General features: G+C 68.9%; 17 protein-coding genes. 12 read left to right on the forward strand and 5 right to left on the reverse strand.

Annotated features, from left to right (window positions below):
* Positions 1 to 209: 209 nt before the first annotated feature.
* Positions 210 to 2,384, reverse strand: a complete 2,175-nt coding sequence (locus AC07OA_RS14965; protein WP_494664603.1) for a TonB-dependent receptor domain-containing protein — start codon at positions 2,382 to 2,384, stop codon at positions 210 to 212.
* 335 nt (positions 2,385 to 2,719) lie between these two features.
* Between AC07OA_RS14965 and AC07OA_RS14970 the strand changes: the two genes are divergently transcribed.
* The 3 genes from AC07OA_RS14970 (at position 2,720) to AC07OA_RS14980 (ending at position 6,910) form a co-directional block, all read left to right on the forward strand.
* Entirely contained in the window at positions 2,720 to 4,156 is a 1,437-nt protein-coding gene (locus AC07OA_RS14970) for a sugar porter family MFS transporter (RefSeq protein WP_494664604.1), read from the forward strand.
* 181 nt (positions 4,157 to 4,337) lie between these two features.
* Positions 4,338 to 5,951, forward strand: a complete 1,614-nt coding sequence (locus AC07OA_RS14975; protein WP_494664605.1) for a family 43 glycosylhydrolase — start codon at positions 4,338 to 4,340, stop codon at positions 5,949 to 5,951.
* Between the two features lie 122 nt (positions 5,952 to 6,073).
* Positions 6,074 to 6,910 carry a rhamnogalacturonan acetylesterase gene (locus AC07OA_RS14980; RefSeq protein WP_494664606.1) on the forward strand — a complete coding sequence of 279 codons (837 nt, stop codon included), beginning with the start codon at positions 6,074 to 6,076 and terminating at the stop codon, positions 6,908 to 6,910.
* Positions 6,911 to 7,001: 91 nt separating this feature from the next.
* Here the strand turns inward: AC07OA_RS14980 and AC07OA_RS14985 are convergent, their stop codons facing one another.
* Together AC07OA_RS14985 and AC07OA_RS14990 are read right to left on the reverse strand one after the other, a co-directional pair.
* Positions 7,002 to 7,688, reverse strand: a complete 687-nt coding sequence (locus AC07OA_RS14985) for a YceI family protein (RefSeq protein ID WP_494664607.1) — start codon at positions 7,686 to 7,688, stop codon at positions 7,002 to 7,004.
* A 186-nt stretch (positions 7,689 to 7,874) separates the two neighbouring features.
* Complete coding sequence (locus AC07OA_RS14990) at positions 7,875 to 8,474, reverse strand: TetR/AcrR family transcriptional regulator (protein WP_494664608.1); 600 nt, start codon at positions 8,472 to 8,474, stop codon at positions 7,875 to 7,877.
* Between the two features lie 188 nt (positions 8,475 to 8,662).
* Here AC07OA_RS14990 and AC07OA_RS14995 point away from each other — a divergent pair, with 188 nt between their 5' ends.
* The 4 genes from AC07OA_RS14995 to AC07OA_RS15010 all read left to right on the forward strand — a co-directional run bounded on the left by AC07OA_RS14995 (position 8,663) and on the right by AC07OA_RS15010 (position 15,539).
* On the forward strand, positions 8,663 to 9,817 hold the full coding sequence (locus tag AC07OA_RS14995; RefSeq protein WP_494664609.1) for an efflux RND transporter periplasmic adaptor subunit: 1,155 nt from the start codon (positions 8,663 to 8,665) through the stop codon (positions 9,815 to 9,817).
* A gap of 12 nt (positions 9,818 to 9,829) precedes the next feature.
* Positions 9,830 to 13,021 (forward strand): efflux RND transporter permease subunit, encoded by a 3,192-nt coding sequence (locus AC07OA_RS15000; protein ID WP_494664610.1) that lies wholly within the window; start codon positions 9,830 to 9,832, stop codon positions 13,019 to 13,021.
* A 1-nt stretch (position 13,022) separates the two neighbouring features.
* Positions 13,023 to 14,429, forward strand: a complete 1,407-nt coding sequence (locus AC07OA_RS15005) for an efflux transporter outer membrane subunit (protein WP_494664611.1) — start codon at positions 13,023 to 13,025, stop codon at positions 14,427 to 14,429.
* 231 nt (positions 14,430 to 14,660) lie between these two features.
* Positions 14,661 to 15,539, forward strand: a complete 879-nt coding sequence (locus tag AC07OA_RS15010; protein ID WP_494664612.1) for a hypothetical protein — start codon at positions 14,661 to 14,663, stop codon at positions 15,537 to 15,539.
* Between the two features lie 115 nt (positions 15,540 to 15,654).
* Here AC07OA_RS15010 and AC07OA_RS15015 read toward each other — a convergent pair whose 3' ends face one another.
* The gene (locus AC07OA_RS15015) at positions 15,655 to 16,149 is read right to left on the reverse strand and encodes a lipocalin-like domain-containing protein (RefSeq protein ID WP_494664613.1); all 495 of its coding nucleotides are present in this window, start codon (positions 16,147 to 16,149) and stop codon (positions 15,655 to 15,657) included.
* A gap of 90 nt (positions 16,150 to 16,239) precedes the next feature.
* Between AC07OA_RS15015 and AC07OA_RS15020 the strand changes: the two genes are divergently transcribed.
* A complete protein-coding gene (locus tag AC07OA_RS15020; protein ID WP_494664614.1) occupies positions 16,240 to 16,812 on the forward strand; it encodes a CGNR zinc finger domain-containing protein in 573 nt (190 codons plus the stop codon).
* A gap of 147 nt (positions 16,813 to 16,959) precedes the next feature.
* Here the strand turns inward: AC07OA_RS15020 and AC07OA_RS15025 are convergent, their stop codons facing one another.
* On the reverse strand, positions 16,960 to 17,427 hold the full coding sequence (locus AC07OA_RS15025; protein WP_494664615.1) for an Lrp/AsnC ligand binding domain-containing protein: 468 nt from the start codon (positions 17,425 to 17,427) through the stop codon (positions 16,960 to 16,962).
* Positions 17,428 to 17,866: 439 nt separating this feature from the next.
* On the opposite strand from AC07OA_RS15025, the gene putA reads away from it, so the two are divergent.
* From putA to AC07OA_RS15045, 4 genes are read left to right on the forward strand one after another with little or no spacing between them, the layout of a single operon-like run.
* Entirely contained in the window at positions 17,867 to 20,959 is a 3,093-nt protein-coding gene (putA, locus tag AC07OA_RS15030; RefSeq protein ID WP_494664616.1) for a bifunctional proline dehydrogenase/L-glutamate gamma-semialdehyde dehydrogenase PutA, read from the forward strand.
* A gap of 38 nt (positions 20,960 to 20,997) precedes the next feature.
* Positions 20,998 to 21,261, forward strand: coding sequence for an antitoxin (locus AC07OA_RS15035; protein WP_494664617.1), 264 nt, complete (start codon positions 20,998 to 21,000; stop codon positions 21,259 to 21,261).
* Positions 21,258 to 21,545: a type II toxin-antitoxin system RelE/ParE family toxin gene (locus tag AC07OA_RS15040; protein ID WP_494664618.1), complete on the forward strand. Its 288-nt coding sequence runs from the start codon at positions 21,258 to 21,260 to the stop codon at positions 21,543 to 21,545. The genes AC07OA_RS15035 and AC07OA_RS15040 overlap by 4 nt, the downstream gene beginning before the upstream one ends.
* On the forward strand, positions 21,542 to 21,940 hold the full coding sequence (locus AC07OA_RS15045) for an ACT domain-containing protein (protein WP_494664619.1): 399 nt from the start codon (positions 21,542 to 21,544) through the stop codon (positions 21,938 to 21,940). The genes AC07OA_RS15040 and AC07OA_RS15045 overlap by 4 nt, the downstream gene beginning before the upstream one ends.
* Positions 21,941 to 22,014: the final 74 nt, after the last annotated feature.

The following is a 22,014-nucleotide window of genomic DNA, read 5'->3' on the forward strand; positions in this document are numbered from 1 at the left end:
CCCCCAAGACTCATCACAAGAATCCGACCCTATCCGCCCCTCTCCCCTTGCGGGAGAGGGTGGCCCCACGAAGTGGGGTCGGGTGAGGGGTTGAAGACCAGAACCGCCGCGACCGGCCTTTCGGCTGTCGCAGCGTCTAGCGCTTGCGCGACCACTCATCCGTCAGCCTTCGGCTGACACCTTCTCCCGCAAGGGGAGAAGGATCGCGGTCAGCCGCCCACCGCGCCCGTGCCGAAGTCGAACCCTTCGGGCCGCGCCTTGCCGCCGCCGAAGGCGTAGGTGAAGCCGACGAACACCGCCCGCACCTTGGCCGTCCGGGTGACCCGCTCGCGCAGGCTGGGCGTATCGATGACCGAGACGTCCTCGAAGGCGTTGAGCACGTCGTTGGCGGTGACCACCACGTTCAGCTTGTCGTTGACCTTGCGGCGATAGCCCAGGTTCAGCAGCGAGATCGGCTCGCGATAGCCCTGGGGCGTCAGGCGCTTGCCCGAGGTGAAGCCGTTCAGCTGGAAGAAGTCCTTGGGCGTGGCCTGCCAGCTGAGGCTGGCGCGGCCCGACAGGGTGGTCATGTCGCGTGTCCCCACCGTGCCCGGCACCGTCGACTGGATCTCGTTCCAATAGGCGTTGGCGCTGACGTTGTAGCTGAGCTTGGGCGTCAGCTTGCCGTTGGCCACCAGCTCCAGACCGCCGTTGCGGCTCTTGGCCAGGTTCTCGCGGGTGGTCAGGAAGACGCCGCCGGGCAGTTCGCGCACCACGTCGGTCACCCCGTCGCGGCTCTCGCGGTAATAGGCCGTGGCCAGGTACGAGGCCGGCCCCTTCCGGTACTGGTAGCCCAGCTCGTAGCTGTCGGTGATCTGCGGCTTCAGGTCGGGATTGCCGGCCCGGTAGTTGTTGGGGTCGATATAGACCGGATAGGGGTTCAGGTCCTGCACCTGCGGGCGCTGGACCCGCTTGCTGTAGTTGGCCGTCAGGCTCTGGGTCTGGCTTAGGGTGTAGGCCAGGTGCAGCGACGGATAGAGGTGGAAGTAGTCGTTGTCGTCCTTCTGGCCCGACGTCACTTGGTCGGTGCGGATCTGCACCTGCTCGGCCCGCAGCCCGCCCAGCACCGTGAAGTCGCCGAACGGCCGCTCGTAGGTGACGTAGCCGGCATAGACGTCCTGGTCGTAAAGGAACCGGTTGGTGCGAGTGGGGTCGACCACCTGATCCTGCGGCGTGGTCCCCGTCGAGAAGCGGTTGTCGTAGTCGTTGCCGACACCTTCCAGGTCCAGCCCCGTCTTCAGCTTGGCCTCGCCGCTCATGGGACGGGTGTAGTCCAGCTTGAAGTTCACCCGCTCCTGGTCGGCGCCGAAGCCGGACACCTGGTACTCGTCCACGCCCGGCGTGTAGTCGACGGCGTCGCCCGAGGTGCGCTTGAAGTCGGTGACCTCGTATTCCACGTGGGCGACCAGCTCGTGCTCGGCGCCCTTGAACTGGTGGCGCCAGTCGCCGCTGACCGCGCCGTTGTCGCGCTTGAAGTCGGCGTCGGTGCCCCGGGCGTAGGATGGGCCGCCGGCCGGGGCCAGGGTGACGGAGGTCTCGCGGCCCGTGGCGTCGAAGTCCATGCCGCGATAGCGCACCTCGGCGCTGAGGCGATCCTTGGGGGTCAGGCTGTAGTCCAGGCCGCCGCGCAGATTGACCGACGCGCCCTTGTTGTCGAACGCGCCCTCCTGGAGGGTGTGGACCCCGCCGGGAACCAGGCTCTCGCGGTCGTCGCTGGACTGACCCATCTGGCGGTCGTGGCGATAGCCGGCCTCGCCCGACAGGGACAGCTTGCCCCGGTTCAGATTGCCGGTGATCCCGGTGTTGTAGCGGCCGTCGGGACCGACGTTCAGCTTGAACGAGCCGGTCGCGCCCGGCTTGCGGGTCTGCTTGGTGACCAGGTTGATGATCCCGGCCGTGCCGTCGGGGCGGTAGGCGGCCGAGGGATTGGTCATCACCTCCACGCGGTCGATCTGGTCGGCCGGCATCTGCTGCAGGGCGTCGGCCTTGCCCTCGCCGTTGAACATGCTGGAAGGCTTGCCGTCGATCATGATCGTGACGTTGGGATCGCCGCGCAGGCTGACATTGCCCTGCACGTCGACCTCGACCGAGGGGATGTTGCGCAGGGCGTCGGCGATCGAGCCCGTCTTGGCCGACAGGTCGTTGGCGACGCTGTAGCTGCGGCGGTCGATCGAGGTGCGCATGGCCGTCGGATCGCTGGTGATCGTCACCCCCTCGACCGCCGTCGCGCCGTCGGCCGGCTTAGTGGCGGCGGGCTTCGCGGGCTTGGCCGGCGCGGTCTGGGCCAGAGCCAGGCCCGGCGACAGGATCGCCGTGGCGGCGAGCAGCAGGATTTTCAGACGCACGACATGTCCCCGAGGATGCGCGTGGCCAAAGCCAAGCTTGGTCACCACCTAGGGACGCGATTGGGGCCAACACGCGGCCGGAGCAAATGTCTTTTCGGCAATGTTTCGCTTGGCGCCGGCACTGTGTCTTCCGCGCCATCGGGAAAGTTGCGACTTGGCCCCATGCGTGGTGACTGTACGCAGGGTCCCGCGTGGCCCTGGAAAGACGACCCGGAACCCGTGTCAGGCCGCTTGCGTGCTGATACCGGTAACACTAAGGTCGCGCCAACCAAGGCCCCGTTCGAGGGGTTCGTTAGGGATCAAACGCGGCCTTCGGGCCATTCGGGGAAGACAAAGTGGCATCTGTAGCAAACGCCGGCCCGAGCCCCGGCATGAGCGCCGACGGCGCCAAGGTGAACATGGCCTTCGTGGCCGCCATCGTGGCCGTGGCCACCATCGGCGGCTTCATGTTCGGCTACGACAGCGGGGTCATCAACGGCACGCAGAAGGGCCTGGAAGCCGCTTTCAATCTGACGGAATTCGGCACCGGCCTCAACGTGGCGGCCATTCTGCTCGGCTGCGCGTTCGGCGCTTTCGCCGCCGGCCGCCTGGCCGACGTCTGGGGCCGCCGCACGGTGATGATCATCTCGGCCCTGCTGTTCGTCGTCAGCGCCATCGGCACCGGTGCGGCGCCGACCTCGCTGGTCTTCGTGGTGTTCCGCCTGATCGGCGGCCTGGGCGTGGGCGCCGCCTCGGTGCTGTGTCCCGTCTACATTTCGGAAGTCACGCCGGCCAACATCCGCGGCCGCCTGTCGTCCGTGCAACAGATCATGATCATCACCGGTCTGACCGGCGCGTTCCTGGGCAACTACTTCCTGGCCAACGCCGCCGGCAGCTCGACGGCCGAGTTCTGGCTGGGCTTCCCGGCCTGGCGCTGGATGTTCTGGCTGCAGGTCATCCCGGCGGGCATCTTCTTCTTGTGCCTGCTGACCATCCCCGAAAGCCCGCGTTACCTGGTGGCCAAGGGTAAGGACGCCGAAGCCGAGAAGATCCTGTCGCGCCTGTTCGGCGAGGGCCAGGGCGCGGGCAAGGTCGCCGAGATCCGCGCCTCGCTGGCGGTCGATCACCAACCCAAGCTGTCCGACGTGCTGGATCCGGTCACCAGGAAGCTGCGCCCGATCCTGTGGGCCGGCCTGGTCCTGGCTGTCTTCCAACAGCTGGTCGGCATCAACATCGTCTTCTACTACGGCTCGGTGCTGTGGCAGTCGGTCGGCTTCACCGAGGCCGACAGCCTGAAGATCAACATCCTGTCGGGCTCTCTCTCGATCCTGGCCTGCCTGCTGGCCATCGGCCTGATCGACAAGATCGGCCGCAAGCCGCTGCTGCTGATCGGCTCGGCCGGCATGGCCGTGACCCTGGGCGTGCTGACCTGGTGCTTCTCGACCGCCAGCATGGTCAACGGCAACCTGCATATGGCCGACAATGTCGGCCTGATCGCCCTGATCTCGGCCAACGCCTATGTGGTGTTCTTCAACCTCAGCTGGGGCCCGGTGATGTGGGTCATGCTGGGCGAGATGTTCCCCAACCAGATGCGTGGTTCGGCCCTGGCCATCTGCGGCTTCGCCCAGTGGATCGCCAACTTCGCGATCTCGTTCAGCTTCCCGATCATGAAGAAGGTCAGCCTGCCGGCGACCTATGGCTTCTACGCCCTGTGCGCCCTGATCTCGTACTTCCTGGTCCAGAAGCTGATCCAGGAGACGCGCGGCAAGGAGCTGGAGGCGATGGAGGGGTAAACCCTCCCCCCACCTTCGAAATCCCGAACGCCCGGCGGCTCTGTCCGCCGGGCGTTTTTCGTTTCAGACTGACAGCGTTATCTTCGATGACACCGGTGGACATTCAAGCCGCGACCACCCTAGAGTTACCGGTATCAAACGCGACGAACCAACGTCGCGGCGTCCTGGAGGAAACGAAGCCATGGTCCAGATCAGCCGACGGGGAGCCCTGGGCTCGCTCCTGACCGGGGCCGCCGCCTCCGCCCTGCCCGCTACGGCTGACGCTCAGATGGGAACCTTGCCCGCCAAGCCGGCCCATCCGGTCTGGGCCACGGGGATCGAGGGCCAGCGCAAGGCCGACCTGGGGAACGGCACGTTCCTGAACCCCATCCTGGCCGGCGACCACCCCGACCCGTCGATCCTGAAGGACGGCGCCGACTACTACATGACCCACTCGTCGTTCGACGCCTATCCAGGCCTGCTGATCTGGCATTCCCGCGACCTGGTGAACTGGACGCCGGTCGTCACCACGCTGAAGACCAATGTCGGCTCGATCTGGGCGCCGGAGCTCTGCAAGCACAACGGCCGCTACTACATCTACCTGCCGGCCAAGTTTCCGAACAACAACACCAGCTACGTCATCTGGGCCGACAGGATCGAAGGGCCGTGGAGCGAGCCGATCGACCTGAAGCTGCCCCGCTACATCGACCCCGGCCACGTGGTCGACGAGCACGGCGTGCGCTGGCTGTTCCTGTCGGGCGGCGACCGCATCCAGCTGGCGGCGGACGGCCTGTCCACGGTCGGCAAGCCCGAGCACGTCTACGACCCGTGGCATTATCCGGAGGACTGGGATGTCGAGGGCTTCTCGCCCGAAGGCCCCAAGGTGATGAAGCGGGGGGCGTACTACTACCTGGTCACCGCCGTGGGCGGCACGGCCGGTCCGCCGACCGGGCACATGGTGATCGTGGCGCGGTCCAAGTCGCTGGCGGGGCCCTGGGAGGACGATCCCCGCAACCCCGTCGTGCGCACCACGAACAACAGCGAAAAATGGTGGTCACGCGGCCACGCCACCCTGGTCGAGGGACCGGGCGGCGACTGGTGGACCGTCTATCACGGCTACGAAAACGGCTTCTACACCCTGGGCCGCCAGACCCTGCTGGCCCCGGTGACCTGGACCCAGGACGGCTGGTTCGAGGTCGGCGGAGGGGATCTGTCCAAGCCCTTGGCCAAGCCCAAGGGCGGCAAGGTCGGACCGCACGGCATGGCCCTGTCGGACGACTTCAGTACCGACAAGTACGGCGTGCAGTGGAACTTCTTCGATCCCAAGCCCGGCGAGCATGAGCGGCTATCGCGAGCCGGCGGAGTGCTGACCCTGAAGGGCTCCGGCGAGGCCCCGTCCACCGGCGCGCCGCTGATCTTCGTCAACGGCGACCAGGCCTATGAGATCGAGTGCGAGGTCGAGGTCGATCCGGAGACGCGCGCGGGCCTGATCCTGTTCTACGACCGCCAGCTCTATTGCGGCCTGGGCTTCGACACCGAGAAGTTCGTCACCCACCAGTACGGCATCGAGCGCGGCCGGCCGGCCAATCCGCACGGCGCGAAGATGCTGATGCGGCTGCGCAATGACCGCCACATCGTCAGCTTCCACACCAGCGGGGACGGCGGAAAGACCTGGAAGCGCTTCGACCGGGGCATGGAGGTCTCGGGCTACCACCACAATGTGCGCGGCGGCTTCCTGATGCTGAAACCGGGCCTCTACGCGGCGGGCAAGGGCTCGGCGCGGTTCAAGGGCTTCAAGTATCGGGCGCTGGCGTGATGGAAAGGGTTTGTCATCCCGGGCGTAGCGAAGCGAAGACCCGGGACCGACCCGAAGCGCTGAGCTCCAAGTCGGTCCCGGATCGGCGCGCTGCGCGCTTGTCCGGGATGACAGCTTTGGGGATGGCTCTGCTCTTCGCCACACCAGGCCTCGCCCAGGCGCCCGATCCCCCGCCCTTCAAGGCTACCAAGGTGATCCTCGTCGGCGACTCCACCACCGCCGTGAACAGCGGCTGGGGCGGGGCGTTCTGCGCCACGCGGGTGATCTCGAACATCGCCTGCGTGAACCTGGGGCGCGGCGGGCGCAGCACCAAGACCTATCGCGCCGAGGGCTCGTGGACCCTGGCCCTGTCGGAGATGAAGGCCGGCGACTTCGCGCGGACCTACGTCCTGATCCAGTTCGGCCACAACGACGCCTACGGCCGGGCCGAGCGGCTGACCGACCTTCGCGCCGAGTTCCCCGCCAACCTGAAGCGCTATGTGGAAGAGGCCCGGGCGGCAGGCGCCACGCCGGTGCTGGTCACGCCCCTGTCGCGGCGACAGTTCAAGGACGGCAAGCTGGTCGACGACCTGGTCCCGTGGGCGCAGGCCGTGCGCGCCGTCGCCGCCGAGACGGGGACGGCGCTGGTCGAGCTGAACGCCCGCAGCGCCCAAGCCGCCCAGGCCCTGGGCCCGCTGGGCGCCGCCGCCTGGGCCGAGGCGCCGCCTTCGCCGGAGATGGCCAACGCCCTGGCCGGCGGCACGACGGTCAGCGTGAAGTTCTATGAACCGCCGTTGCCGGGGGCCGCCGCCGTGCCGATGGACCCGCCGGTCCCGGCCGCGCCTTCGCCGACAGGGCGCTTTTTGCCGGTGTTCGACTACACCCACCTAGGCCCGGCGGGCGCGGCGGCCTGTTCGGAGATCGTGGCCGAGGAGTTGGTGAAGGCGGTTCCGGAACTGGCGAAGGATCTGGTTCCCTGAGGCCGGGGACACGCCCTTGCGGCGTGTCCCCAACTCTCGGCGCCGGGGATGCTGATGGGGACACGCCGCAAGGGCATGTCCCCGGTCGTGGCTACTTCGCCAACGGCGGGCCGCTGAGCTCCGCCTCGATCTGCACGTCGACCTCGTCGCTGACGCCCATGGTCGAGCCCGGGGCCGGGACGCCGGAGGCGATACCGAAGTCCGAGCGCTTGAAGACGCCGTGGGCCGAGAAGCCGATGCGGGCGTGCGGGTCCATCGGATGGCCGGCATAACCGCCGTTGAAGGTGGTCTCCAGCACCACCGGCTTGGTCACGCCGTGCAGGGTGAAGTCGCCGGTGACCTTGGCGGTGTTGGCGCCGGTGACCTCGACCTTGGTCGAGCGGAAGGTGATGGCCGGGTACTGGGCCGCGTCCAGCCAGGACTTGCCGAGCAGTTCGTCCTTGAAGCCGGCCGGCGGGCTGGGAAGGGTCAGCGACTTGGGATCGATCGTGGCCTCGACGGTCGAGGTCTCCGGATGGGCCGGGTCGAACTTCAGGGCCACGTCGAATTCGGTGAAGCGCGCGGTGTAGTGCGAGAAGCCCAGGTGATTGACCTTGAACTCCAGGCTGGCGTGCGACGGATCCAGCTTGTAGTCACCGGCCGGGACCTGGGGCGCGGCCGGCTTGGCGGCAGCGGCCGGAGCGGAGGCCGGCGCCTCGGCCTTCTTGGCGGCGGGCGGCGAGCAGGCCGCCAGCATGGCGACGGCGCCCGCGGCGATCAGAAGCTTGGTGGAGGTCATGGTCTCTTCCCTGTCGTTGCGGCGCTGGGTCGGCCGCTTTGGCCGTCAGTCTTACGGAAGACGATGCAACGCGCCACAATCCGACAAGGCGGATACGTTTTTTCAGGCTAGGTTGCCCCGACGGCAAGGACTCGCGCCTGCCTTCCCCCTTGTCGTGGAGACCGCCGCTTGCGTCCTTCGACCGTCCTAGCTGAGCAGGTGCCGCATGGTCTCGGCCAGCACGCGCGCCAGCGGCTCGCGCGCCGTGTCGGGGTGGTTGACCGAGCGCATGATCATGCCGTCGAACAGCATGCCCACCGCCTCGCAGCGGGCCTGGAACTCCGCGTCGCTCCATTCGGGGCGGCGGGCGCGGGCCATCATCTTCAGGGCGAAGGCGCGCTCCTCCTCGTCGGCGGCGCGGACGATGGCCGCGACCTTGGGATTGCGCGCGGCCTCGGCCAGGACCTCCAGCACCAGGGCCGCCCGGCCGGTGTCGAAACATTTGTCGACGGCCTCGGGCAGGTGCTCGGTCATGACGTCCAGCATGTCGCCCGGCCGGCTTTCCATCTCGGCGAACTTCTCGCGCATCTCGGCCAGGTCCTGGGCGACGATGGCGGCGATGATCGCCTCCTTGTTCTCGAAGTAGCGGTAGATCTGGCCGACGCTGAGGCCGGCGACCTTGGCGATGTCGGCCATGCTGGCGCCGTGGAAGCCCGCCTGGCGCACGCGGTCGCAGGCGGCGTCCAGGATCTGCTGGCGCCGCGCCTCAGGCGAAGGCCTGACCGCCGATTGAGCTTCGTCTTCCATCAAAAGCCACGCGTCCCAATGAAATTTCCGTCACGTCAGGCTGAACGGAGCCCCCGAGGTTGACTTGCGACAACCCCGGACCTATGTCCAGCCCGATTGAGAATGAACGTTCATTCTCATGTTGTTTACCACCAGGGCGTCGTCAAGGCCAAGGCCTGCGACGCCCTGTCGCTCCTGGGGTTTTCCGAATGTCGTTCGACCGTTCTCGCACCGCCCTCCTGGCGGCCGTCGCGCTCACCCTGGCCGCCTGCGGCCAAGGCAAGGGCGGAGCCGCCGGCGGCGCCGGCGGCCATGGCCCCACGCCCGTGGGCGTGATCGTGGCCAAGACCGAGCCGGTCACCCTGACCTCGGAACTGACCGGCCGCACCTCGGCCTTCCTGGTCTCGGAGGTGCGCCCGCAGGTCAGCGGCATCGTCAAGGCCCGCCTGTTCCAGGAAGGCGGCTATGTCCGCGCCGGCCAGCCGCTCTACCAGATCGATCCGGCCACCTATCAGGCGGCCTATAACAGCGCCGCCGCCGGCCTGGCCCAGGCCCAGGCCCAGGCCACCGCCGCCAAGCTGAAGGCCGACCGCTACAAGGGTCTGGTCGAGATCAACGCGGTCTCCAAGCAGGACAACGACGACGCCCAGGCCGCCAGCCTGCAGGCCGCCGCCAACGTCGCCGCCCAGAAGGCCGCCGTCGACGCCGCCCGCATCAATCTCGGTTACACCAAGGTGCTGGCCCCGATCTCGGGCCGCGTCGGCAAGAGCGCGGTCACCCCCGGCGCCCTGGTCACCACCAACCAGGCCGACGCCCTGGCCACCGTGCAGGACCTGTCGAAGATCTATGTCGACCTGACCCAGTCCTCGGCCGACATGCTGAAGCTGCAGGCGGCGCTGAACAGCGGCCAGCTGGGCCGCTCGGGTTCGGCCCAGGTGACCCTGAAGCTGGAAGACGGCTCGACCTATCCCATCCCGGGCCACCTGGAGTTCTCGGACGTCACCGTCGACCCGACCACCGGTTCGGTGGGCCTGCGCGCCACCTTCGCCAACCCGAACGGCGTGCTGCTGCCGGGCATGTACGTCCGCGCGGTCCTGGGCAAGGGCGTGGCCAACGCCGGCATGCTGATCCCGCAGGCGGCCGTCAGCCGCGATCCCAAGGGCGGCGCCACCGTGATGGTGGTGGGCGCCAAGGGCGCGGCCGAGCCCCGCCCGATCGTCACCAGCCAGACCGTGGGCGACAAGTGGCTTGTCACGTCGGGCCTGAACCCCGGCGACCAGGTCATCGTCGAGGGCCTGCAGAAGGTCCGCCCCGGCGCCCCGGTCAAGCCGTCCGTCATCACCGCCGCCACCGCTGCTCAGTAAGGCCGGTCCGTCATGCTTTCCCGTTTCTTCATCGACCGGCCGATCTTCGCCTGGGTCGTCGCCATCGTCATCATGCTGGCCGGCGCCCTGGCGATCCGCTCCCTGCCGATCGCCCAGTATCCCGACATCGCCCTGCCCCAGGTCTCGGTCAGCGCCGTCTATCCCGGCGCCTCGGCCAAGACCGTCGAGGACAGCGTCACCCAGGTCGTCGAACAGCAGATGAAAGGCCTGGACGGCCTGGACTACATGTCGTCGACCAGCGACAGCAGCGGCGCGGCCACCACCACCCTGACCTTCAAGGCCGGCACCAACATCGACATCGCCCAGGTGCAGGTGCAGAACAAGCTGCAGACGGCCACCGCCCTGCTGCCGCAGGAGGTCCAGCAGCAAGGCCTGCGCGTCGCCAAGTCGGCCCGGAACTTCCTGCTGATCGTCGGCATGTATTCGGAAGATCCGAAGACCACCAACACCGACCTGGCCGACTACATCGCCAGCAACCTGCAGGACCCGCTCAGCCGCGTCGACGGCGTGGGCGAGGTGCAGCTGTTCGGTTCGCAGTACGCCATGCGCATCTGGTTGAACCCGACCAAGCTGACCAGCTACAGCCTGACCCCGGCCGACGTGATCGCCGCCATCCGGGCCCAGAACGCCCAGGTCTCGGCCGGCCAGCTGGGCGGCGTGCCCAACCTGCCGGGCATCGGCCTGAACGCCACGATCACCGCCCAGTCGCGCCTGACCACCCCGGCCCAGTTCGAGGACATCATCGTCAAGAACAGCCCCGGCGGCGCCATCGTGCACCTGCGCGACGTGGCTCGCGTCGAGCTGGGAGCCGAGAACTACGGCTTCGGCGCCAAGTACAACGGCAAGCCCGCCGCCGGCCTGGCCGTGCGCCTGGCCCCCGGCGCCAACGCCCTGGACACCGCCGACGCCATCAAGTCGCGCATGGCCCAGCTGGAGAAGAACTTCCCGGCCAACTACAAGTACGTCATCCCCTACGACTCCACGCCCTTCGTGCGGCTGTCGATCGAGGAGGTGATCAAGACCCTGGTCGAGGCCGTGGTCCTGGTCTTCATCGTCATGTTCCTGTTCCTGCAGAACTGGCGCGCGACGATCATCCCGACCATCGCCGTGCCGGTCGTCCTTCTGGGCACCTTCGGCGTGCTGGCGACCTTCGGCTACTCGATCAACACCCTGACCATGTTCGGCCTGGTGCTGGCCATCGGCCTGCTGGTCGACGACGCCATCGTCGTGGTCGAGAACGTCGAGCGCGTGATGACCGAGGAGGGGCTCAGCCCCGTCGAGGCCACCCGCAAGTCGATGGGCGAGATCACCGGCGCCCTGATCGGCATCGCCCTGGTCCTGGCCGCGGTGTTCGTGCCCATGGCCTTCTTCGGCGGCTCGCAGGGCGTGATCTACCGCCAGTTCTCGATCACCATCGTCTCGGCCATGGCCCTGTCGGTGATCGTGGCCCTGGTGCTGACCCCGGCCCTCTGCGCCACCCTGCTGAAGGCCTCGCCCAGCCACGGCGGCCTGCGCCGGACCGACTACACCGGTCCCGTGGGCGCGGTGATCAACCTGTTCAACCGCTTCTTCAACTGGTTCAACCACAACTTCGACGACGTCAGCGATCGCTACCAGGGCTCGGTCCGCAAGCTACTGGGCAAGAGCGGCCGCTGGATGCTGGCCTATGGCGTGATCATCCTGGTGATGGGCTTCCTGTTCATCCGCCTGCCCAGCGCCTTCCTGCCCGAGGAAGACCAGGGCACGATGTTCACCATCGTCCAGCTGCCGCCGGGCGCCCCGGAAGAGCGCACCCAGCGCGTGCTCGACACCGTGCGCAGCCACTTCCTGAACGACGAGAAGGACTCGGTGGAGGCGGTGTTCACCGTCGCCGGCTTCAGCTTCGCCGGTTCGGGCCAGAACGCCGGCCTGGCCTTCATCCGCCTGAAGGACTTCGACGAGCGCAAGGCCGCCGACCGCAAGGCCCCGGCCCTGGCGGGCCGCGCCATGGCCAAGTTCTCGCAGATCCGCGACGCCATGGTCTTCGCCATCGTGCCGCCGGCCGTGCCGGAACTGGGCACCTCGTCGGGCTTCGACTTCCAGCTGCAGGACATCGGCGGCGTCGGCCACGAGGCCTTGGTCGCCGCGCGCAACCAGGTGCTGGGCATGGCCGCCCAGGACCCCACCCTGGCCGGCGTGCGTCCCAACGGCCAGGACGACACCCCGCAGCTGAAGATCGACATCGACCAGGCGAAAGCCGGGGCGATGGGCCTGACCACGGCCGACATCAACGCCGCGCTCAGCGCCGCGTGGGGCGGTTCGTACGTCAACGACTTCATCGACCGCGGCCGGGTCAAGAAGGTCTACGTCCAGTCCGACGCGCCCTACCGCATGCGGCCTGAAGACCTGAACAACTGGTACGTCCGCACCAGCACCGGCACGATGGCCCCGTTCAGCTCGTTCGCCACCAGCCACTGGATCTACGGCTCGCCGCGTCTGGAGCGCTACAACGGCCTGTCGTCGCTGAACATCCAGGGGTCGCCCGCCCCGGGCAAGAGCTCGGGTCAGGCCATGGCCGCCATGGAGAAGATCGCCGCCCAGCTGCCGCCGGGTATCGGCTTCGAATGGACCGGCCTGTCGGCCCAGGAACGCGAGTCCGGCAACCAGGCCCCGGCCCTGTACGGCATCTCGATCCTGGTGGTGTTCCTGCTGCTGGCGGCGCTCTACGAGAGCTGGTCGATCCCGCTGTCGGTGATCATGGTCATCCCGCTGGGCATCGTCGGCGCCCTGCTGGCGACCAGCCTGCGCGGTCTCAGCAACGACATCTACTTCCAGGTGGGCCTGCTGACGACCATGGGCCTGGCGTCCAAGAACGCCATCCTGATCGTGGAATTCGCCAAGGACCTGCACGAGCGGGGCATGGGCCTGGTCGAGGCGACGGTGGAGGCGGTGCGCATCCGTCTGCGGCCGATCATCATGACCTCGTTCGCCTTCGTCTTCGGCGTCCTGCCCCTGGCGATCTCCAACGGGGCCGGCTCGGGCAGCCAGCACGCCATCGGCACCGGCGTGATCGGCGGCATGCTGTCGGCCACCCTGCTGGCGATCTTCTTCGTCCCGCTGTTCTTCGTGATCGTCGAACGGATCTTCAAACCCAAGCCGCGCCGTCACGACGACACCGTCGCGACTCCGGCCGAGGGCCACTGACATGCTGCGTAACCTGACCCTGACCCTGCTGGCCGCCACCGCCCTGTCGGCCTGCACCCTGGCGCCGGAGACCGTCCGTCCGGCCCTGGCCGTGGACAACGCCTGGCCCATCGCGGCCGCCAATACGGGCTCGGCGGTCACCGCCGCCGACCTGGGCTGGCGCGAGGTGTTCGTCGACCCGCGCCTGCAGGGCGTGATCGACCTGTCGCTGAAGAACAACCGCGACCTGCGCGTGGCGGTGCTCAACATCGAGAAGTCCCGCGCCCAGTACCGCGTCCAGCGTGCGGCCCTGGTGCCGGGCGTCGACGCCACCGGCTCGGCCACCAAGGGCGAGAACTCGGCCGCCCAGACCCAGCCGGGCGTCTCGCGCGACGTCGAGGCCTATGCGGCCGGCGTCGGCGTCACGTCCTGGGAGGTCGACCTGTTCGGCCGCGTCCGCAGCCTGAAGGACGCGGCGCTGCAGAACTACCTGGCCACCCGCGAGACCAGCCGCTCGGTGCAGATCAGCCTGATCGCCCAGACCGCCAGCAGCTGGCTGGCCCTGGCGGCCGACCAGGACTTGCTGGCCTTGGCCCAGGAGACGCTGGACACCCGCCAGGAGTCGATGACCCTGGTCCAGCGCCGCTTCGAGGCCGGCGCGATCTCGCAGCTGGAAGTGCGCGAGGCCCAGACCCTGGTCGAGGCCGCTCGCACGGACGTGGCCACCTACATCGCCCAGGTCGAGCAGGATAAGAACGCCCTGCGGCTGGTGGTGGGGACCGACGTGCCGGCCGACCTGCTGCCGGCCGGCGGCCTGATCGCCGCCCAGATCCTGCCGGACCTGCCGGCCGGCCTGCCCTCGGACGTGCTGACCCGCCGTCCCGACGTGCTGGCCGCCGAGCACCAGCTGGCCGCCGCCAACGCCAATATCGGCGCGGCCCGCGCGGCCTTCTTCCCGACGATCAGCCTGACGGCCTCGACGGGCGTGGCCAGCGGCGACCTCTCCAGCCTGTTCGACAGCGGCAACGGCACGTGGAGCTTCGCCCCGCGCATCAGCCTGCCGATCTTCGCCGGCGGGGCCAATGTGGCCGGGCTGGACAGCGCCAAGGCCAGCCGCGACATCGCCGTGGCCACCTACGAGAAGACCGTGCAGACGGCCTTCCGCGAGGTGTCCGACGGCCTGGCCGTGCAGTCCACCATCCAGGACCGCGTCGGCTCGCAGGAGCGCCTGGTCGCCGCCGCCAACGACACGGTCCGCCTGTCGCGGGCCCGCTACGGCGCCGGCGTCGACAGCTCGCTGAACCTGCTGGACGCCCAGCGGACCCTCTACACCTCGCAGAAGGGCCTGATCGGCGCGCGCCTGGCGCGGGCGACCAATCTGGCCACCCTCTACAAGGCCCTCGGCGGCGGCGCGCCCGCCGGCAGCTAGGGGCTCAGACCGACTCCTCCCGCGCCCATGCGGGAGGCGCTAGCGGCGTCATCCCCCCCGACGCCGCCAAGCCGGAAGGGGCGCGCATCCCCCCGCGCGCCCCTTCCAACCTTGCCCGAAAACAGCGCAATCCCCTTCCCTGACAGGGATTTCACTTTACCGAACGTTGCAGACCGGCGACCAAAGGCCATGGCGGCGGACAGCGCCGCGGGCAGTGGGGTTGCGTCGATCATGCGGGCTTTGTTGCGTTCCTTGGCCGTGGCCGCGATGGGCCTGGCCGTCTCCGTTCCCGCCTTCTCCTCGGCCTCCTGGGCCGCCCCCGCCAAACCCGCCCCTCCGCCCACGCCGGTGGTCGTTCCGCTGGAGCCCTATCTGGGCGTGCTGTGGTCGTTCCAGATCGAGGCGGACGGCCAGCCGCGCCGGTTCCTGCTGGACACCGCCGGCGGCATCACCGTGCTGTCGGCCGACTACGCCAAGGCGATCGGCTGCACGCCCTGGGGCCGGGTCACCGGCCACCGCATGCGCGGCGACCGGATCGACCTGCCGCGCTGCGACGACGTCGCCCTGACGCCGGGCGGCCTGCCGCTGCAGATCCCGACCGCCGGGGTCATCGACTTTTCGACCCTGCTGCCCAAGGACGCCCCGACGCTGGACGGCTCGGTGGCCCTGGACGCCTTCGCCGGCCGCGCCGTCACCCTGGACCTGGCCCATCGCCAATTGATCGTCGAGACGCCCGCCAGCCTGAAGGCCCGCGCCGCCCAAGGCGTGGAGGTGCCCGTGCGTTTCGCCCGCGACGCCGGCGGCCTGGCCCTGACCCCGTTCGTCGCCGTGCCCACGCCCAAGGGCAAGGTCTGGCTGGAGCTGGACTGCGGCAGCGTCGGCCCGGTGGTGCTGGCCAAGCACGTGGCCCCGCTGGTGGGCCTGGATCCGGAGAAGAAGACCGGCCAGACGGTCCAGCTCTCCGTCGTCGACGGCCCCCAGTTCGGCGGCGCGACGATGGTCGAGGACATGATCATCGACGGCAACATCGGCGAGCCGGTGCTGAAGACCTGGGTGGTCACGCTGGACCTGGCCGAGGAACGCGCTTGGATCGCGCCAGTCAAACCCTGATTGTCATCCCGGACGAAGCGTAGCGAAGATCCGGGACCGACCCGAAGCTCTGAGTTCACGCGTCGGTCCCGGATCGGCGCGCTGCGCGCTTGTCCGGGATGACAGCTTCTGTGTCCTACCGCTCCCGCCGCCACTCCGAGATCGGCACGGCGCCGTCGGCGCGCGGGGTGGGCACCTGGTAGCCCAGGGTGTCGGCGGTCAGGGCGTACTTGCGGCGCTGCTCGGTCCCCTCCCAGTTCGGGAACGAAGCCCCCTCGATGCGGAAGACCAGCATGTGGGCGGCCGGATCGACCGTCACGGTCCCGTAGTGGGTCGACGCCCCCATGACCGCGCTGGCGTACTCCTCGGGCGTCGCCTTGGCCTTGTCGCCCGAGGCCACCTTCATGCGCCCGCCGCTGAAGATCTGCAGGCTGTAGCGGCCCTGATCGTCGATGATCAGCCGCCCCTTGGGATGGTCGCCGTAGTCGCGGGTGCGCACCCCGTCGGGATAGAGACGGTCGGCCGCCGTCAGGGTCCAGGTCCCGACCAGGGACGGCTCGGCGGCGTGAGCCAGGGCCCCGCCGGTCAGCATCAGGACCAGGCCCAGCCCGCCTATCGTGGTCGATCTCATCGCGCCCTCCAGCTTGTAACCTATTTTGCAGGTTACTTGCCGAACATCGGCGATGCACCGTAACCTGTCAATCCGGTTCAGAGGGACAGCATGACGGCGAAGGCGGAGATTCGCGACGGGTTCAAGTTTCGAGGCGGCAGTCCGGCCCTGGACCTTGCGGCGACGCTGATCGGCCGCCTGGGTGCAAACCCGCGCGACCTGCTGGCCACGCCCGCCGATCTCGACCGCTGGCTGGTGGCCGCCGAGTTGGCGCGAGATCCGCCGGGCGCCACCGAGGGTAACCTGATCCAGGCCCGGTCCCTGCGCGAGGCGCTCTATCGCCTGGCTCTGTCGCGGGCGGAGGGCGCGGCCCTGCCCGAGGCCGACCGCGAACTGCTCAACGGCTACGCCGCCCTGCCCGCCGCCCCGCTGCGCCTGGAGGCCGACGGCCGCGCCCGCCTGATCGGCGACGTGCGCGGCCTCCTGGCGGAACTGGCCCGCGAGGGTGTGTCGCTGCTGGGTGGTGATTTCAGCGACCGCATCCGCCAGTGCGAGGGCCCGCCCTGCGCGGTGCTGTTCGTCGACACGTCCCGCAAGGGCGACCGCCGTTGGTGCTCGATGAGCGCGTGCGGAAACAAGGCCAAGGTGGCGGAGTACAGGAAGCGGGAGCGGTCGGCGCCCTGACGCCCCCTCCGTCACGTCGCTGCTAGCGACGCGCCACCTCCCCCGTTTCACGGGTGAGGAGGAAGCCGCGCCGACCTTCTCCTCCCCCGTGAAACGGGGGAGGTGTCCGCGTAGCGGACGGAGGGGGCGTCCCGCCGCGCGCACCGCCTACAACGGCAACTGCACCGTGCTCTTCACCTCTTCCAGCACCGCATAGGTCCGCGTCTCGCGCACGCCGGGCATCTTCACCAGGATATCCCCCAGGAACCCCCGATAGGCCTCCATGTCGCGCACCCGGGCCTTGATCAGATAGTCGAAGCCGCCGGCCACCATGTGGCATTCCAGGATCTCGGGCGCGCGGCGCACGGCCGCTCCGAACTCCTCGAACACGTCGCCGGTCGTGCGGTCCAGCACCACCTCCACGAAGATCAGCAGCGCCCGGTCCACCTTGGCCGGGTCCAGCAGGGCCGCGTAGCCGGTGATGAAGCCGCGCTCGCGCAGGCGTCGCACGCGGTCGAAGGTGGCGGCCGGCGACAGGTTGCAGCGCTTGGCCAGCTCGGCGTTGGTGATGCGCCCGTCGACCTGCAGAACCTTCAGAAGCCTGCGATCGGTATCATCCAGAGCGGACATGGCCATTTCCAACTTTTTCCGAAGATCGTTCGGAAATTAATACCAACAAACAAAGCACCTTCACAAGAAGCGGGACTATACCCTCGATCGTCCTAGCGAGCTTGACCGCCACCTCCCCCCTCGGCGCTCAAGCGGACAGGACGGCCCTCCGCCACTCCCCCCGGCGGAGCGCAGTCGCGGCGCTCTCTCCCCCGGAAGCGCCGCGTGAGAGCGGAAGGGACGCGCGACCTCCCCCCGTATCGCGTCCCTTCCCACCTCTCCCCTTCCCCTTCATTCTGCCCGCCAACGCCCGCCTGCCCAGCGTCGCGACACGCTGTCGCGCGGTCTGGAGCGGACAACGTCTTTCGCCATTTTCGCCGAAGATCGTACTGCCCCGCCAGCCAACAAACGAAGCACCTTCGATCAAGGCGGCGATATAGCGACGATATACATTAGCGAGGCCATCATGACCGATTGGGACACCCTGGACGACGGCAAGTATCGCGACGAAGCCGCCGTGATCGCCGACCTGCTGGCCGCCCAGCCCCTGAGCAGCGAAGACCGCGCCGCCGTCCGCGCCGAGGCCGAGGCCCTGGTGCGCGGCGCCCGCCGCAGCGTCCGCAAGCAGGGCGTGGTCGAAAGCTTCCTGCAGGAGTTCAGCCTGGGCACCCGCGAGGGTCTGGCCCTGATGTGCCTGGCCGAGGCCCTGCTGCGCACGCCCGACGACGACACCCGCGACAAGCTGATCGCCGAGAAGATCGGCTCGGCCGACTGGGCCAGCCACCTGGGCGGCAGCGACAGCCTGTTCGTCAACGCCTCGACCTGGGGCCTGATGCTGACCGGCAAGATCGTCGAGCCCGACGAGGACGCCAAGCGCGACCTGCCCGGCTTCATCAAGAAGATCGCCAGCCGCCTGGGCGAGCCCGTTATCCGCGCCGCCGTCGGCCAGGCCATCCGCATCATGGGCGAACAGTTCGTGCTGGGCCGCACCATCGAGGCGGCCATCAAGCGCGCGGCCAACGACGGCGACATCTGCAGCTTCGACATGCTGGGCGAAGGCGCCCGCACCGTCGCCGACGCCGCTCGCTACGAGAAGTCGTATGCCGACGCGATCGAGACGGTGGGCAAGCTGTCCAACCGCGCCGGCCCCGAGGCCGGCCACGGCGTGTCGGTCAAGCTGTCGGCCCTCACGCCCCGCTACGAGGCCACCCAGGAAGCTCGCGTCTGGCACGAGCTCTATCCACGCGTCCTGCGCCTGGCCAAGATCGCCGCCAAGTACGACATCAACTTCACCATCGACGCCGAGGAAGCCGACCGCCTGGCCCTGTCGCTGAAGCTGCTGGACCGCCTGTGCCGCGAACCGGAGCTGGGCGAGTGGAAGGGCCTGGGCCTGGCCGTCCAGGCCTATCAGAAGCGCTGCCCCGAGGTGATCGCGCGCCTGTCGGCCCTGTCGCAACAGACCGGCCGCCGCCTGATGGTTCGCCTTGTGAAGGGCGCCTATTGGGACAGCGAGATCAAGCGCGCCCAGGTCGCCGGCCGTCCGGACTATCCGGTCTACACCACCAAGCCGGCCACCGACCTGTCGTACCTGGTCTGCGCCAAGGCCCTGATCGAAGCGGCTCCGAACCTCTACGCCCAGTTCGCCACCCACAACGCCCACACCCTGGCGGCGGTGGTGCGCATGGCCAAGAACGCCGGCGTCAGAATAGAGCACCAGCGCCTGCACGGCATGGGCGAGGCGCTCTACAAGGCCGCCGACGACCTCTATGACGGCATCACGCTGCGGGCCTACGCCCCGGTGGGCGGCCACGAGGACCTGCTGCCCTACCTGGTCCGCCGCCTGCTGGAGAACGGCGCCAACACATCGTTCGTGCACGCCCTGCTGGACGAGCGGGTGCCGGTCGAGAAGGTGGTCACCGATCCCGTCGACCTGGTCGCCGCCCACCCCGACCGCCACGCCAAGATCCCGACCCCGGTGAACGTCTATGGCCCGGGTCGCCGGAACAGCGCCGGCCGCGACCTGTCGGTGAAGGCCGACCGCGAGCGCCTGGTCGCCCACGTCGCCGAGCTGGACAAGCTGACCCTGTCGGCGGGCCCGTTGATCGGCGGCAAGCTGACGGCCGGCGCCCCGCCGATGCCGGTCCAGGCCCCGGTCGATCACGCCCGCGTGGTGGGGGTGGTGTCCGAGGCCCAGCTGCCGCAGATCGACCAGGCCTTCCGCCTGGCCCGCGCCGCCCAACCCGCCTGGGACCAGGCCGGCGGCCCGGCTCGCGCCGAGACGCTGCGCGCCATGGGCGACGCCCTGGAGGCCAATCTGGAGCGCCTGTGCGCCATCCTGGCCCGCGAGGCCGGCAAGACCCTGCCCGACGCCATCGCCGAGGTGCGCGAGGCCGTCGACTTCTGCCGCTACTACGCCAAGCTGGCCGAGCAGCAGTTCGCCCTCGCCGGCGACGTCCTGACCGGCCCGGTCGGCGAGACCAACACCCTGCGCCTGGCCGGGCGCGGTGTCTTCGTCTGCATCAGCCCGTGGAACTTCCCGCTGGCCATCTTCACCGGCCAGATCGCCGCCGCCCTGGCCGCCGGCAACGCCGTGCTGGCCAAGCCCGCCGAGCAGACCCCGCTGATCGCCTTCGAGGCCGTGAAGCTGTTCCACGCCGCGGGCCTGGACCACCGCCTGTTGGCCCTGCTGCCGGGTCGCGGCGAGACCGTCGGCGCGGCCCTGACCGCGCACGAGGGCCTCGACGGCGTGGCCTTCACCGGCGGCACCGACACCGCCTGGCGGATCAACCAGACCCTGGCCCAGCGCCAAGGCCCGATCGTGCCGTTCATCGCCGAGACCGGCGGCCTCAACGGCATGTTCGTCGACACGACGGCGCAGCGCGAACAGGTGATCGACGACGTGATCCTGTCGGCCTTCGGCAGCGCGGGCCAGCGCTGCTCGGCCCTGCGCCTGCTGTTCCTGCCCGAAGACACCGCCGACCACATCGTCGAGGGCCTGAAGGGCGCCATGGACGCCCTGGTCGTCGGCGATCCGGCCCAGCCGACCACCGACGTCGGCCCGGTGATCGACGCCGACGCCAAGGCCGCTCTGGTCAAGCATCTGGACCGCCTCAACCACGAGGCCAAGGTGCTGCACAGCCTGGTCGCGCCCGAGACCGGCACCTTCTTCGCCCCGGTCCTGGCCGAGATCCCGGCCGCCGACTTCCTGGAGCGCGAAGTGTTCGGCCCGATCCTGCACGTGGTGCGCTATCGCCCCGAGGACCTGGAGCAGGTGGCCGGCGCCCTGGCGGCCCGCCGCTACGGCCTGACCCTGGGCGTCCACTCGCGGATCGAGAGCTTCGCGGCCGACGTCCAGCGCCTGGTCCCGGCCGGCAACACCTACGTCAACCGCTCGATGACGGGTGCGGTCGTGGGCGTGCAGCCGTTCGGCGGCGAAGGCCTGTCGGGCACCGGCCCCAAGGCCGGCGGCCCCCACGCCCTGCTGCGCTACGCGGTGGAGCGGGCGCTGAGCGTCAACATCACCGCCCAGGGCGGCGACCCGGCGCTGCTGAACCTCTAGGCCTTGACCTTGTCGGCCATGGGCGGGATTCTCCGCTCATGGCCGATGGTTTCGACATTCACGTAGATGAGGATCGCGCGGAGCGCTTGAGAGCGGCGGCGGAGCGCCTCGGCTTGTCCATTACCGACTACGCCATGGCAGCGCTCGACCAGGCCATGACGGATGATCCGCCCCTGAGGTGGGTCGATCCCGACCCCGCCATTGACAAAGCCATTGCGGATGAAGCCCGGCGGACCGGCGACACCATCCCTTGGACAGAATTTCGAGATCGCCTTCGAAGGTTTGGCGGCCGCGGCGAATGAATTTTACTGTCGAGGTTACGCGGGCTGCCCTTGAGGATGCCGCACGGCTCGACGCATGGCTCACGGAGCGCGATCCCCGCGCCGCCGCCCGGCTCGGTCGTCTTCTCGAAAAGACTCTTGCCGCACTCGCCACGCACCCTCTGCGGGGACGCCAGGTCGACGACAATCTTCGCGAAATAAACCTGCCGTTCGGGCGAAGCGCCTACATCATTCGCTATGACGTGGTCGATCAACAGGTCTTGATCATTCGGATTTGGCATAGCCTGGAAGAGCGGCAGCCATGACCGGCGAAACCAACCTCTCCGCCCTGATCGCCGCGATGGAGCCCGTGCTCGGCGACGAGACCTATGTCTTCGCCACCCTACCGTTGGGTACGCTCACGCCTGAAGGCCTCTCGCCCGTCATGACCTTCCGCGAGCGCGAGGGCCTGACGCTGATCGTCACCCAGGCCGAGGCCCAGGCGGCGGGGCTGGAGGCGGTATTCCCCTGCCGGATGATCACCCTGAACATCCACTCCTCGCTGGAAGCCGTCGGCTTCCTGGCCGCCCTGCTGCCGGCTCTGGCCGCCGAGGGGTTGGGGGTCAATCCGGTGTCGGCCTTCTTCCACGATCACCTGTTCGTGCCCACCGACCGCGCTGAGGACGCCTTGCGGGTGCTGAAGGGCCTGGCGCGCGCCTAGATCACGGGCTCTACCCAAGGGCGTGGGCGCGGGTGTATGGATGCCGCGCCCAAGAGGCTTGTCGGGGATAGACG

The organism is Caulobacter sp. GW821-FHT09B08 (assembly GCF_059418225.1).